Genomic DNA, 12796 nt, shown 5'->3' with positions numbered 1-12796 from the left:
TTGAAAGGGGCGCCAAACGCGTTTCAAGCCTGTAAAGGTGTAAACGATGTCCCCGGTCTAATTTGTAAAGGATGTACCGGTCTCTACAGTGAGGGGCTCTTCAGTTGCTGATCGCCAAAATGCTCGCCTGATACGACCCGACAAACACATCAAAATCCCCCACCTCGTTCTGCTCCAGCTCAGCCTGCGCGGCCAGCGAAGTACGCGCCAGCTCCTCAAACTTCGCCTGCTCATCCGCCGCCAAAGGCTCGCTACGGAAAAACTCGGCATGCGCCTGACTCTGACGCAACGAGAACTGCGCAAAGCTTTCCTTATGCTCAGCCATCGCCGCCAAAACCTGCGCGGACGGTGTCAGGGACGGATCGCTGACCTTGGCCAGTTGCGTATCCAGCGCCTTGCTGTGCGCATCGCCGCCATGGCTCTGATCCAGCAACGCCGCCAGCGGGGCGATTTGTTCCAGCAATTCTGCCGCCCATGCCTTCATCTCGACCGGTTGACCGTCACGCTGCAATTGCAGGCCCGGACGACGACCTTCCTTGACCACGCTGAGGAAGTTCGACGTCGCATTGCCGCACGAGGTGTTGGTCAGCAGCGGGCTATCGTTCAGCGCGCAGAACAGCAGGAACGCGTCGAGGAAGCGCGACTCGGTGAGGTCGATGCCCATCGGCAGGAACGGGTTGATGTCCAGGCAACGCACTTCAACGTATTGAATGCCACGGGCCACCAGCGCCTGAATCGGCCGCTCACCGGTGTAGGTCACGCGTTTCGGGCGGATGTTGGAGTAGTACTCGTTTTCGATCTGCAGGATGTTGGTGTTGAGCTGAACCCACTCACCATCCTTGTGCGTGCCGACTTCAACGTAAGGCGCGTACGGCGTGGCGACGGCTTTGCGCAAGCTGTCGGTGTAGCTCGCCAGATCGTTGTAGCACGGCGTCAGACCGGCCTGGGCGTTGCTCTGGTAACCGAGGTCGCTCATGCGCAGGCTGGTCGCGTACGGCAGATACAGGGTGTCCGGATCGAGTTGTTCCAACTGATGCGAACGACCGCGCAAGAAACCGGCGTCGAGCGCTGGCGAGGCACCGAACAGGTACATCAGCAGCCAGCTGTAGCGACGGAAGTTACGGATCAGCGCGATGTAGGAAAACGACTGGAAATCGCGATCCGTGCCGACAAACCCTTCGGTTTCACGCAGCAGCGGCCAGAGCTTTTCCGGCAGGGAAAAGTTGTAGTGAATCCCGGCAATGCACTGCATGGTCTTGCCGTAGCGCAGGGCCAGGCCCTTGCGGTAAACGTACTTGAGCTGACCGATGTTGGAGGTGCCGTAATAGGCGATCGGGATGTCTTCCTCGGCCGGCAACGGGCACGGCATCGATGGACTCCACAGGTACTCGTTGCCGAGTTTGCTGTAGGCAAAACGGTGAATCTTGTCCAGGCTTGCCAGCGTATCAGCCGGGTCAGGCAGGGCGGGCGTGATGAATTCCAGCAGCGACTCGGAGTAGTCGGTGGTGATCTGTTCGTTGGTCAGCGCGGAACCCAAGGCTTCGGGGTGCGGCGTTTGCGCCAGGCGACCTTCGCTGGTCACGCGCAGGCATTCACGTTCGATACCGTGCAGGCACTGCTCGAGCAGAGAGAGGTTAGCGCGCTCGCCGAGCAGAGCCAGGCGGCGGTTGAGAAGTTCGCTCAATTTGGATTCCTTCACGCGTCAGTCGCCCCAATATGGGGGTGGGCAGGACGGTCTACAAGGGTGAAGTTAAAACTGGCGTTTTCGCCTGGTTTTTCTAACCGGTCAGCCGCACACATACCCTGTAGGAGCTGCCGAAGGCTGCGATCTTTTGATCTTGCTATTGAAAAACAAAATCAAAAGATCGCAGCCTGCGGCAGCTCCTACAGGATGCGTTGCGCCGAAATTAACTCAAAATGATGACCGGTAGCTACAGGACAGCGAACGTGCCTTGTGCTTTTGCGACCAGTTTGTCGCCCTGCATCACGTCGGCTTCGACCACCAACGTGCGGCGGCCCGGGTGGATGACCCGCGCCGTGCACAGCACCTCGCCGTCGGAAACGGCGCGGATATAGTTGATCTTGCACTCGATGGTCGCGCTCTGCTGATCGAAGCCATGGGTGCTGGAACAGGCCAGCCCCATGGCGATATCGACCAGGCTGAACAGCGCGCCACCGTGCAATTTGCCGCCGCGATTGCGCAGTTCCGGTTCCAGCACCAGGGCGACTTGCGCCACCCCGGTTTCCAGGCTGTGCAGGCGGCAGCCCAACAGCTTGAAAAACGCGCTCTCGACGAGCCCGGCCGGAATTTCCATCAGCGTTTCTTCAACTGCTTGGCGTTAGCGAACAACGAGGCCATCGCATTGTTCACTGGCGCGGCGGTCGCGGTTTCCTTGCGTGGCGCATTGTTCGAAGGCTGGCGCTGGGCCGAGCCCGGACGCGAACCACGCGCACCGTCGATTTTCTCGCCCGGGGTGTCGCCCATGCGCATCGACAGGCCAACGCGTTTGCGCGGGATATCGACTTCCATGACCTTCACTTTCACCACGTCACCGGCCTTCACCGCTTCGCGTGGATCCTTGATGAACTTCTCCGAGAGCGCCGAGATGTGCACCAGACCGTCCTGATGCACGCCGATGTCGACGAAGGCACCGAACGCGGTCACGTTAGTGACCACGCCTTCAAGGATCATCCCCAGTTGCAGGTCTTTCAGGTCTTCAACGCCTTCCTGGAACTCGGCTGTCTTGAACTCCGGACGCGGGTCGCGGCCCGGTTTTTCCAGCTCTTGCAAAATGTCGGTGACGGTTGGCAGACCGAAGGTCTCGTCGGTGAATTTCTTCGGATCCAGACGCTTGAGGAAGCTTGCATCGCCGATCAGCGAACGGATGTCGCGGTCGGTTTCAGCGGCAATACGCTGCACCAGCGGATAGGCTTCCGGGTGAACCGCCGAGGAATCCAGCGGGTTGTCGCCGTTCATCACGCGCAAGAAACCGGCCGCCTGTTCGAAGGTTTTTTCGCCCAGACGCGCGACTTTCTTCAAGGCTGCGCGGGTTTTGAACGCGCCGTGTTCGTCGCGGTGGGTCACGATGTTCTGCGCCAGCGTTGCGTTGAGGCCGGAGATACGGGCCAGCAGCGCCACCGAAGCGGTGTTCACATCAACGCCGACGGCGTTCACGCAGTCTTCAACTACCGCATCCAGACCGCGCGCCAGTTTCAGTTGCGAAACGTCGTGCTGGTACTGGCCGACACCGATGGATTTCGGGTCGATTTTGACCAGTTCTGCCAGTGGATCCTGCAGACGGCGGGCAATCGATACCGCGCCACGGATCGACACGTCCAGGTCCGGGAATTCCTTGGCGGCCAGTTCCGATGCCGAGTACACCGATGCGCCGGCCTCGGACACCATGACCTTGGTCATCTTCATTGCTGGATATTTTTTGATCAGCTCGATCGCCAGTTTATCGGTCTCGCGGCTGGCGGTGCCGTTGCCGATGGCGATCAGGTCTACCGAGTGCTTGGCGCACAGGGCGGCCAGAATCGCGATGGTCTGATCCCACTTGTTGTGCGGCACGTGCGGGTAAACCGTGGCGTGATCGAGCATCTTGCCGGTCGAGTCGACCACGGCCACCTTGCAACCGGTACGCAGGCCCGGGTCGAGGCCCAGAGTAGCGCGCGGGCCGGCCGGGGCGGCCAGTAGCAAGTCGTGCAGGTTGTGGGCGAAGACGTTGATCGCCTCGGTTTCGGCGCCGTCACGCAGTTCGCCGAGCAGGTCGGTTTCCAGGTGTGTGTAGAGCTTGACCTTCCACGTCCAGCGCACCACTTCGCCGAGCCATTTGTCGGCCGGGCGGTTCTGGTTCTGGATGTTGAATTGCTGGCCGATCATGCCTTCGCACGGGTGCATGGTGCCCGGCAGCTCGTCGCCGACTTTCAGCGCAGAACTGAGAATGCCTTCGTTGCGGCCTCGGAAAATGGCGAGCGCGCGGTGCGACGGCATGCTTTTCAGTGGTTCGTCGTGTTCGAAGTAGTCGCGGAACTTGGCGCCTTCCTCTTCTTTGCCAGCGATAACGCGGGCACTGAGGGTGGCTTCCTGTTTCAGGTAATTACGCAGTTTTTCCAGCAAGCTGGCGTCTTCGGCGAAACGCTCCATGAGGATGTATTTGGCGCCTTCGAGGGCAGCCTTGACATCGGCTACGCCTTTTTCGGCATCGACGAAGCGTGCGGCTTCGGTTTCCGGGGCCAGGTTCGGGTCGTTGAACAGACCATCCGCGAGGTCGCCGAGGCCGGCTTCCAGGGCGATCTGGCCCTTGGTGCGGCGCTTCTGCTTGTACGGCAAGTACAAGTCTTCGAGGCGGGTTTTGGTGTCGGCAAGCTTGATGTCGCGCTCAAGTTGCGGGGTGAGTTTGCCTTGCTCTTCGATGCTGGCGAGGATGCTGATGCGCCGTTCGTCGAGTTCTCGCAGGTAGCGCAGGCGCTCTTCCAGGTGACGCAACTGGGTGTCATCGAGGCTGCCGGTGACTTCTTTCCGGTAACGGGCGATGAAGGGAACGGTTGAGCCTTCATCGAGTAGCGCGACGGCCGCTTCGACCTGTTGTGGGCGTACGCCGAGTTCCTCGGCGATGCGGCTGTTGATGCTGTCCATAAAACCACCTGACATATTGTGAAAGCAGGCTCGCAGGCGCGAAAATAAAGGCCCGGAGTCTGGTTGAGCGGCATGAAGATGGCCGCTGCCTGGGTCAAAAGGCACCCCATTGACCCGTGAAATCGAACAATTACTGCGGTTGCCATGAAAAAAACCGGCGATCACCTGCGGTAACGATTCAGACGTTGCCTGGCACAAAACGCCGCGCATTATAACCAGCGTTCTGCCATTCGGGGGTGTTGCAGTCTGTAGGCATAAACCCCGGTTTTCTGGCAGTGAAGGAAAAATCTGCTAACAATGCACACGGTGCGTATAACGGCAGCTACGCCATAATGCGCGCCGAGCTAAAAGGAGCATCTAATGAGCAGCACTGCACAAACTGCTGAAGGCGAAAAAATTCTTATCGTTGATGACGATCCGGGGCTGAGCAGCCTGCTGGAACGTTTCTTCGTCAGCAAGGGCTACCGCGCCCGTACCGTTCCGAACACTGAACAGATGGATCGTCTGTTGTCGCGTGAAGTGTTCAATCTGGTCGTACTCGACCTGATGCTGCCGGGTGAAGACGGCCTGACCGCTTGCCGCCGCCTGCGCGCCGCGAACAATCAGATTCCGATCATCATGCTCACCGCCAAGGGCGATGAGATCAGCCGCATCAAGGGCCTGGAACTGGGCGCCGATGACTATCTGGCCAAGCCGTTCAACCCGGACGAGCTGATGGCCCGGGTCAAAGCCGTTCTGCGCCGTCAGGCCGCTCCGGTGCCGGGCGCGCCGGGCAGCGAAGACGAAAACGTCACCTTCGGTGATTACGTGTTGTCGCTGGCCACCCGCGAACTGAAGCGCGGCGACGAAGTGCACATGCTCACCACCGGTGAGTTTGCGGTACTCAAGGCTCTGGTGATGAACGCGCGTCAGCCACTGACCCGCGACAAGCTGATGAACCTGGCCCGTGGCCGCGAGTGGGATGCCCTCGAGCGTTCCATCGACGTACAGATCTCGCGTCTGCGCCGGATGATCGAACCCGATCCATCCAAGCCGCGCTACATCCAGACTGTCTGGGGCGTGGGCTACGTGTTCGTACCGGATGGCGCCGCCACCAAGTGATCGGCGATTTGTAGGAGCGGGTCTGTCGGGCCCGGGTTGAATGACCCGGCCCGCAGACTCGCAATCCGCAATATGCGAGCATTGCTCGCTCCTGCAAGTGTGTAGCGGTTATTCATGAAAACCCCCGTCTGGTTCCCCCAAAGTTTTTTCTCCCGCACCCTCTGGCTGGTGCTTATCGTCGTGCTGTTTTCCAAAGCGCTGACCCTGGTTTATCTATTGATGAACGAGGACGTGCTGGTGGATCGTCAATACAGCCACGGCGTCGCCCTGACGCTGCGCGCTTATTGGGCCGCCGACGAAGAAAACCGCGCGAAGATTGCCGATGCCGCGACCCTGATCCGCGTGGTTGGCGCTGGCGTGCCGGAAGGCGAACAGCATTGGCCGTACAGCGAAATCTATCAGCGGCAGATGCAGGCGGAGCTGGGAGCCGACACCGAAGTGCGCTTGCGCATGCATTCGCCGCCGGCGCTGTGGGTTCGCGCGCCGAGCCTCGGTGATGGCTGGCTGAAAGTACCGCTGTACCCGCACCCCTTGCGCGGCCAGAAAATCTGGAACGTGCTCGGCTGGTTCCTCGCCATCGGACTGCTGTCGACGGCGTCGGCGTGGATTTTCGTCAGTCAGCTCAATCAGCCGTTGAAACGTCTGGTGTTTGCCGCGCGTCAACTCGGTCAGGGCCGCAGTGTGCGTCTGCCGATCAGCGATACGCCGAGCGAAATGACCGAGGTGTATCGCGCGTTCAACCAGATGGCCGAAGACGTCGAGCAGGCCGGACGCGAGCGCGAGCTCATGCTGGCGGGGGTTTCCCACGATTTGCGCACACCGTTGACGCGTCTGCGGTTGTCACTGGAGTTGATGGGCGATCGCAACGACCTGACCGACGACATGGTGCGTGACATCGAAGACATGGACGCGATTCTCGACCAGTTCCTCGCATTTATTCGTGATGGTCGTGATGAATCGGTGGAGGAGGTCGATCTCAGCGATCTGGTGCGTGAGGTGGCAGCGCCTTACAACCAGAATGAAGAGAAAGTCCGTTTGCGTCTGGAGCCGATTCAGCCGTTTCCGCTGCGTCGGGTGTCGATGAAACGACTACTGAACAACCTGATCGGCAACGCCCTGAATCATGCCGGCAGCAGTGTTGAAGTTGCGGCTTATGTGAGCGGTGATGTCAGCGCGCCGTATGTGGTGCTGAGCGTGATGGATCGAGGGGCGGGGATTGATCCTTCAGAGCTCGAGGCGATCTTTAATCCGTTTACTCGCGGCGATCGTGCTCGGGGCGGGAAGGGTACTGGCTTGGGTCTGGCGATTGTGAAGCGGATTGCTTCGATGCATGGCGGAAATGTTGAGCTGCGCAATCGGTCCGGGGGTGGATTGGAAGCGCGAGTCAGGTTGCCGCTGGGGTTGATGTTGCCGCGGGATGCCGTTTAAAACATAAAACCCTCACCCCAGCCCTCTCCCAGAGGGAGAGGGAGCCGACCGAGGTGTCTGGCGTCATACATCGACCTGAAATTCCGAGTCGATTATGGATTCGGTAAAGATCGATCATGTCGGCGGAGTTTTCCAATATCCCCCAATCAGTCCCCTCTCCCTTCGGGAGAGGGTTAGGGTGAGGGGCTCTTGCTCTTCGCTCTAGCCCTTGCCTTTGGTGCGCGTCATATTCGGCCCACCATTTTTTTCCAGATGCTCAATGATGATCCCCGCCACATTCTTCCCGGTAGTGGTCTCAATCCCTTCCAGCCCCGGCGACGAGTTCACTTCCATCACCAGCGGCCCGTGATTGGAACGCAGAATATCCACACCCGCCACCGCCAGGCCCATGACCTTCGCCGCACGCAACGCGGTCATGCGCTCTTCCGGCGTGATCTTGATCAGGCTCGCACTGCCGCCACGGTGCAGATTGGAACGGAACTCACCCGGTTTCGCCTGACGCTTCATCGCCGCGATCACCTTGTCGCCGACCACGAAGCAACGAATATCCGCGCCGCCCGCTTCCTTGATGTACTCCTGCACCATGATGTTCTGCTTCAGGCCCATGAACGCCTCGATCACCGATTCCGCGGCAGTCGCGGTTTCACACAGCACCACACCGATGCCCTGGGTGCCTTCCAGCACTTTGATCACCAGCGGCGCGCCGTTGACCATGTCGATCAAATCGGGAATGTCGTCCGGCGAGTGAGCAAACCCGGTGACCGGCAGACCGATGCCGCGCCGCGACAGTAGTTGTAGCGAACGCAACTTGTCCCGGGAACGGGCAATCGCCACCGATTCGTTGAGCGGGAATACCCCCATCATTTCAAACTGACGCAACACGGCGCAGCCATAGAACGTCACCGACGCACCGATCCGCGGAATCACCGCGTCGAAACCTTCCAGCGGTTTGCCGCGATAGTGGATCTGCGGCTTGTGGCTGGCGATGTTCATGTAGGCGCGCAACGTGTCGATCACTACCATTTCATGCCCGCGCTCGGTTCCGGCTTCGACCAGACGGCGGGTGGAATACAGACGCGGGTTCCGCGACAGCACAGCGATCTTCATGCAACACCTGTGGAGGAGGTAGATACCGGGAACACCGGCTTGTCTTGTACATATTTGATACCCGGATTGACGACTAACTGGCCGTCGATCAGGGCTTTGGAACCGAGTAACAGGCGATAACGCATGGACTTGCGGCAGGCGAGGGTGAACTCGACCGGCCAGACCCGATCGCCCAAGGCCAGGGTGGTGCTGATCACGTAGCGCACCTGCGCATGGCCGTTGGAGCTTTTAATAGTTTTGCGCGTCACCAGCGGCGCTTCGCAGCGGCGGTGACGTAACTGCACCACCGTGCCCAGGTGCGCGGTGAAACGCACCCATTTCTCGCCGTCGCGTTCGAACGGTTCGATATCGGTGGCGTGCAGACTGGAGGTGCTGGCCCCGGTGTCGATTTTCGCCCGCAGGCCCGCGACTCCCAAATCCGGGAGCGCCACCCACTCGCGCAGACCGACAACGGTCAAATGGTCAAATGTCTTCAATAGATAAAAACCAACGATTAACGCGTCCAGGCCTCAGGTGCTACCTGGGCCAACGCTTTGAATGCAGGTCTGGCGAACCAGTAGCCTTGCATCAGAAATATTCCACAGTCCGCCAGGAAATCCCGTTCACCGGCGCTCTCAATGCCTTCGGCAATGACTGTAACGTCCAACTCCGCACAGATTGTGACAATCCCCCGAACAATCGCCTGACGAACACGGTCGCGATCGACATCGCGGATCAGCGCCATGTCGAGTTTGATCAGATCCGGTTGGAAATCAGCCAGCAGATTGAGCCCCGAATAACCGGCACCGAAGTCATCGATGGCGGTCTTGAAGCCGAATTCGCGGTATTCACGCAGAATATTGGTCAAATGGCGATAGTTATCTACGTGCTCGCTTTCCAGGGTTTCGAAAATCAATCGGTCGATCGGGAAATTGTGTTTTTTTGCCGCCTCCAGAGTGCTGCGAATGCATAACTCTGGACGATAGACCGCGTTGGGCATGAAGTTGATCGACAAGTGTGTCTGCATATTTAGAGTGGCCGCGCCTTCGATGGCGCGGGTGCGGCAGAGCTGGTCGAAACGGTAGCGGTTGTCTTCTGTAACTTGATCCAACACGGTGAACGCGCCTTCACCGGCCACACCCCGAACCAGCGCTTCGTGGGCGAAAATCGACTGATCGCGCAGATCCACAATAGGTTGATAGGCGAAGGCAAACTCGAAGCCCAGCGGCTCGCTTTGCTGGCAGCCTTGGCAACCGGCCTTGGGCGAAGTTAATGAAGATGGAAATTTTGTCACTCGATCTCTCCGTGCCGATGAACCGGCCTGGATCACAGTCTATCTGGAGGGCCGGGTTGTTGCGCCCGACAGAAACGGTAGTACAGTTCCGACTACTGGCTGACCGAGGAATTCATATGGCGCAAAAACAGGAAGAGGACGACAAGGTTCGTCTCGACAAGTGGCTGTGGGCCGCACGTTTCTACAAGACTCGCGCGTTGGCCAAAGCCGCCATTGAGAGTGGCAAGGTGCATTGTCGGGGCGAGCGCTGCAAGCCTGGCAAAGAGCCACGCATTGGCGATGAGTTCGAGATTCGTATGGGGTTCGAAGTGCGCACGGTGAAGGTCGAGGCGCTGTCGATCGTGCGCCGCGGTGCGCCCGAGGCGCAGACCTTGTACGCGGAGACTGCCGAGAGTGTTGCCAAGCGTGAGGCGGCTGCGGCGATGCGCAAGGCTGGCGCGTTGGGCATGAGCACCGATGGCAAACCGAGCAAGAAACAGCGGCGGGATTTGTTCAAGTTTCGTGGCAGCAGCCACGACGAGTAACAGACATTTCTGCGTTATCGGTGCTGGCCTCTTCGCGAGCAGGCTCGCTCCCACATTGGATTGCATTTCAACGGAAGGAATGCGGTCAATTGTGGGAGCGAGCCTGCTCGCGAATCGAGGGCGCAGCACTCGCCAAAGGCTACGCGGTATCAGGCGCTACGCACCACACTCATCCGCGAAACCACCGGCAACTTGCCCAGCAGCGCAAAAACCGGCGCCGTCACCTTCAGCCAGAAGTTCGCAGCGTGATACGCGAACGGCGTGTAATAACCCCAGCCCAACGCCCACACCGCCAGCAAAACCCCACCGATGTAATCGTCCTGGCCCCAATGCGCACCAGCCACCAGTCGCGGCAACATGAACAGCACCGCCAAACCCCACACCGTCAAAAATTGCCCGACCGTACGGCTGAACACGCCCATGAACAGCGCCCAGATCAACAACACCGAGGCGTGATCACCGGGGAAACTCTGGCTGGAGCGATCTTTAATTTCCCAGGTTTTTTCCAGATCCGGGAAGTAGTCGCTGATGTGCACGGCGCCCTCAAGCACCATCGACGGGCTGCTGTGCTGCCAATCCATTGAGTCGGCGAACTTGGAAAACAGTGCGCGAATCACCACCATCAACAACAGAATTGACAGAAAACCGAAAAAAGCCCGGCGCACGTCAATCGCCTTGAACACCCAGTCACCCTTGATCAGCAGCGTCAGCAGGATCAGGCCAACGACGATGTCGAACGGACGCATACTTGCAATTGCCCAGATGTGGAGCCATATGGGGTTGCTGGCCAGCGGTGTATTGAGTGAGCGAAACAGCCACTCGTCGAAAATCACACACAGCGCGTTGCCCGTAGGCCATAACCAGAAAGCCAGTAGTGCTAATGGCACCACGTTGCACAGAACCAGCCGGCCGAGGTTCCACCTTGATTGGAACAAACCCGGATTGTTCATAAAATGCCTCCCATGGCAGAGCAGTCGGCACCAAAAGGGGTGCCAAGAAGCGCAAATTTTCACGTCTTGTAACCATTTTGTCACCACTTTCAGATACCCAGACCTATGACCGACCTACCGGATACCGATTTCACCCAACGCTTCATCTTTGATGACAGCGACACCCGTGGCGAACTGGTCGCGCTTGAGCGCAGCTACGCCGAAGTCCTCGCCAAGCACCCGTACCCGGAGCCGGTTGCGCAATTGCTGGGCGAGCTGATGGCCGCCGCCTCGTTGCTGGTGGGCACCCTCAAGTTCGATGGACTGCTGATTCTGCAGGCGCGTTCCGAAGGCCCGATTCCGATGCTGATGATCGAGTGCTCCAGCGACCGCGACATCCGTGGTCTGGCGCGTTATCACGCCGATCAGATCGCCCCGGACGCAACCCTCGCCGACCTGATGCCGAACGGTGTTCTGGCCCTGACCGTCGACCCGACTGTCGGCCAGCGCTACCAGGGCATTGTCGACCTCGACGGCGAAACCCTGTCCGATTGCTTCACCAACTATTTCGTCATGTCGCAACAGGTCGGTACGCGCTTCAAGCTGTTCGCCGACGGTCGTCGCGCCCGTGGTTTGCTGCTGCAGCAATTGCCGGCCGATCGTCTGAAAGACGAAGAAGATCGCGCCGCCAGTTGGCAGCACATCACCGCGCTGGCCACCACCCTGACCGCCGATGAATTGCTCAGCCTGGACAACGAAACCGTGCTGCATCGTCTCTATCACGAAGAGCAGGTGCGTCTGTTCGATGTGCAGAATCTGCGCTTCCGTTGCAGTTGCTCGCGGGATCGTTCGGGCAATGCGCTGGTGAGTCTGGGTCTGGAAGATGCGCAAGCCCTGGTCGCCGAACAGGGTGGCACCGTCGAGATCGATTGCCAGTTTTGCAACGAGCGCTACCTGTTCGATGCAGCTGATATCGCTCAATTGTTCGCTGGCGCAGGTGTCGACACGCCATCCGACACCCGGCACTAAAACGGTTCAGCGCAGGTAAATTCACTGCTCAAACGCGCAATTACGCCGTTACGACGGGAGGGCCCTACTCTTTTTGGGCGTTTCTGGCATAATCCGGCCCACTTTTTGTCGCGGTAGTAGTGCACGACTTTCTACTACAAAACGTTTGGAGCACACTCGGCCACTGGCCGACGGGGAATCTCATGACGCAAGCCAATAACGCCGTGTACACCGATCTGAGTGTCGATGATCTGGTAAAAGAAGCCTTGAATCGCGGTGAGGGCGAGCTTGCCGATACCGGCGCTCTGGTTGTTCGCACCGGTCACCGCACCGGTCGTTCGCCTGTTGACCGTTTCATCGTTGAAGAGCCTTCCACCCAGGCTGCTATCGCCTGGGGCCCGATCAACCGCAAGTTCCCGGCCGACAAGTTCGACGCGCTGTGGGCTCGTGTCGAGGCGTTCAACAACGCGCAAGAGCACTTCGTTTCCCACGTGCATGTAGGCGCAGCTGAAGATCACTACCTGGCCGTGAAAATGACCACCCAGACTGCCTGGCAGAATCTGTTCGGTCGTTGCCTGTTCATCAACCCGGCCCAGTACAACCCGGCCGGTCGTGAAGAGTGGCAAGTGCTCAACGTGGCCAACTTCGAGTGCGTGCCTGAGCGTGACGGCACCAACTCCGACGGTTGCGTGATCCTCAACTTCGCACAGAAAAAAGTGCTGATCGCCGGCATGCGTTACGCCGGTGAGATGAAGAAAGCCATGTTCTCCGTGCAGAACTTCCGGCT

Annotated in this window: 12 protein-coding genes; 5 read left to right on the top strand and 7 right to left on the bottom strand. The window is 59.2% G+C overall.

The window, feature by feature from the left end; genetic code table 11:
• Positions 1-100: 100 nt before the first annotated feature.
• The 3 genes from gshA to ACIP66_RS26730 form a co-directional block, all read right to left on the bottom strand.
• Positions 101-1684 carry a glutamate--cysteine ligase gene (gene gshA / locus ACIP66_RS26740; RefSeq protein WP_400652108.1) on the bottom strand — a complete coding sequence of 528 codons (1584 nt, stop codon included), beginning with the start codon at positions 1682-1684 and terminating at the stop codon, positions 101-103.
• A 247-nt stretch (positions 1685-1931) separates the two neighbouring features.
• The gene (locus tag ACIP66_RS26735) at positions 1932-2315 is read right to left on the bottom strand and encodes a PaaI family thioesterase (RefSeq protein ID WP_007917925.1); all 384 of its coding nucleotides are present in this window, start codon (positions 2313-2315) and stop codon (positions 1932-1934) included.
• Positions 2315-4639 (bottom strand): Tex family protein, encoded by a 2325-nt coding sequence (locus ACIP66_RS26730; protein ID WP_400652106.1) that lies wholly within the window; start codon positions 4637-4639, stop codon positions 2315-2317. Before ACIP66_RS26730 ends, ACIP66_RS26735 begins: the two co-directional genes overlap by 1 nt.
• A 360-nt stretch (positions 4640-4999) precedes the next feature.
• Here ACIP66_RS26730 and ompR point away from each other — a divergent pair, with 360 nt between their 5' ends.
• Together ompR and ACIP66_RS26720 are read left to right on the top strand one after the other, a co-directional pair.
• On the top strand, positions 5000-5740 hold the full coding sequence (gene ompR / locus ACIP66_RS26725; protein WP_008080479.1) for a two-component system response regulator OmpR: 741 nt from the start codon (positions 5000-5002) through the stop codon (positions 5738-5740).
• A gap of 114 nt (positions 5741-5854) precedes the next feature.
• Positions 5855-7168, top strand: a complete 1314-nt coding sequence (locus tag ACIP66_RS26720) for an ATP-binding protein (protein WP_053116529.1) — start codon at positions 5855-5857, stop codon at positions 7166-7168.
• Positions 7169-7369: 201 nt separating this feature from the next.
• Here the strand turns inward: ACIP66_RS26720 and rimK are convergent, their stop codons facing one another.
• From rimK to ACIP66_RS26705, 3 genes are all read right to left on the bottom strand, one after another.
• Positions 7370-8275 carry a 30S ribosomal protein S6--L-glutamate ligase gene (rimK, locus tag ACIP66_RS26715; protein ID WP_007949201.1) on the bottom strand — a complete coding sequence of 302 codons (906 nt, stop codon included), beginning with the start codon at positions 8273-8275 and terminating at the stop codon, positions 7370-7372.
• The gene (locus tag ACIP66_RS26710) at positions 8272-8691 is read right to left on the bottom strand and encodes an ATP-dependent zinc protease (protein WP_231982547.1); all 420 of its coding nucleotides are present in this window, start codon (positions 8689-8691) and stop codon (positions 8272-8274) included. The genes rimK and ACIP66_RS26710 overlap by 4 nt, the downstream gene beginning before the upstream one ends.
• Positions 8692-8768: 77 nt before the next feature.
• Entirely contained in the window at positions 8769-9548 is a 780-nt protein-coding gene (locus tag ACIP66_RS26705) for an EAL domain-containing protein (protein WP_053116530.1), read from the bottom strand.
• 116 nt (positions 9549-9664) lie between these two features.
• Between ACIP66_RS26705 and ACIP66_RS26700 the strand changes: the two genes are divergently transcribed.
• Complete coding sequence (locus ACIP66_RS26700; RefSeq protein WP_053116531.1) at positions 9665-10072, top strand: RNA-binding S4 domain-containing protein; 408 nt, start codon at positions 9665-9667, stop codon at positions 10070-10072.
• Between the two features lie 149 nt (positions 10073-10221).
• On the opposite strand, the gene ACIP66_RS26695 is transcribed toward ACIP66_RS26700, so the two are convergent.
• A complete protein-coding gene (locus ACIP66_RS26695) occupies positions 10222-11022 on the bottom strand; it encodes a phosphatase PAP2 family protein (RefSeq protein ID WP_212544759.1) in 801 nt (266 codons plus the stop codon).
• 105 nt (positions 11023-11127) lie between these two features.
• On the opposite strand from ACIP66_RS26695, the gene hslO reads away from it, so the two are divergent.
• Both hslO and ACIP66_RS26685 read left to right on the top strand, forming a co-directional pair.
• Positions 11128-12030 carry an Hsp33 family molecular chaperone HslO gene (gene hslO, locus ACIP66_RS26690; RefSeq protein WP_008080485.1) on the top strand — a complete coding sequence of 301 codons (903 nt, stop codon included), beginning with the start codon at positions 11128-11130 and terminating at the stop codon, positions 12028-12030.
• A 182-nt stretch (positions 12031-12212) separates the two neighbouring features.
• The coding region (locus tag ACIP66_RS26685) for a phosphoenolpyruvate carboxykinase (ATP) (protein WP_400652101.1) at positions 12213-12796 on the top strand (584 nt) is incomplete at its 3' end.

This window comes from Pseudomonas sp. NPDC088429 (assembly GCF_044753305.1).
Taxonomy (GTDB): domain Bacteria; phylum Pseudomonadota; class Gammaproteobacteria; order Pseudomonadales; family Pseudomonadaceae; genus Aquipseudomonas; species Aquipseudomonas rustica.
This window is presented reverse-complemented; position numbering and strand designations above follow the sequence as displayed.